The sequence below is a fragment of the Blautia sp. OM07-19 genome (genome assembly GCF_003481595.1).
GTDB classification, from domain to species: Bacteria; Bacillota; Clostridia; order Lachnospirales; family Lachnospiraceae; genus Blautia_A; species Blautia_A intestinihominis.
In genome coordinates, this window is sequence record NZ_QULA01000093.1 from 1 (window position 1) to 291 (window position 291).

1 tRNA gene and 1 rRNA gene are annotated in these 291 nt (G+C 48.8%); both read left to right on the plus strand.

Features of this window, described 5'->3' with window-relative positions:
* Positions 1-92 precede the first annotated feature (92 nt).
* A 5S ribosomal RNA gene (gene rrf / locus DXC01_RS19995) occupies positions 93-210 on the plus strand.
* Positions 211-215: 5 nt separating this feature from the next.
* A tRNA-Ala gene (locus DXC01_RS20000) sits at positions 216-288 on the plus strand.
* The last annotated feature ends 3 nt before the right edge of the window (positions 289-291 follow it).

Here is a 291-nt window from a genome sequence, read left to right on the forward strand (position 1 = left end):
GCTGAATCAATCCAACTAAAACGGAAGAAGAAGTAGAAAGTCAGATGTGTTTTACTGTTGAGTTATCAAGTACACAACTTAATAACCATATTTCTGGTGTCGATGCGCTTGTGGGAAACACCCGTTCCCATCCCGAACACGACGGTTAAGACGCAAGCGGCCGATGGTACTGCATTGGAGACGATGTGGGAGAGCAGGTGGACGCCAGATCAAATGGGGATGTAGCTCAGTTGGGAGAGCACCTGCCTTGCAAGCAGGGGGTCGAGAGTTCGAATCTCTTCATCTCCACTT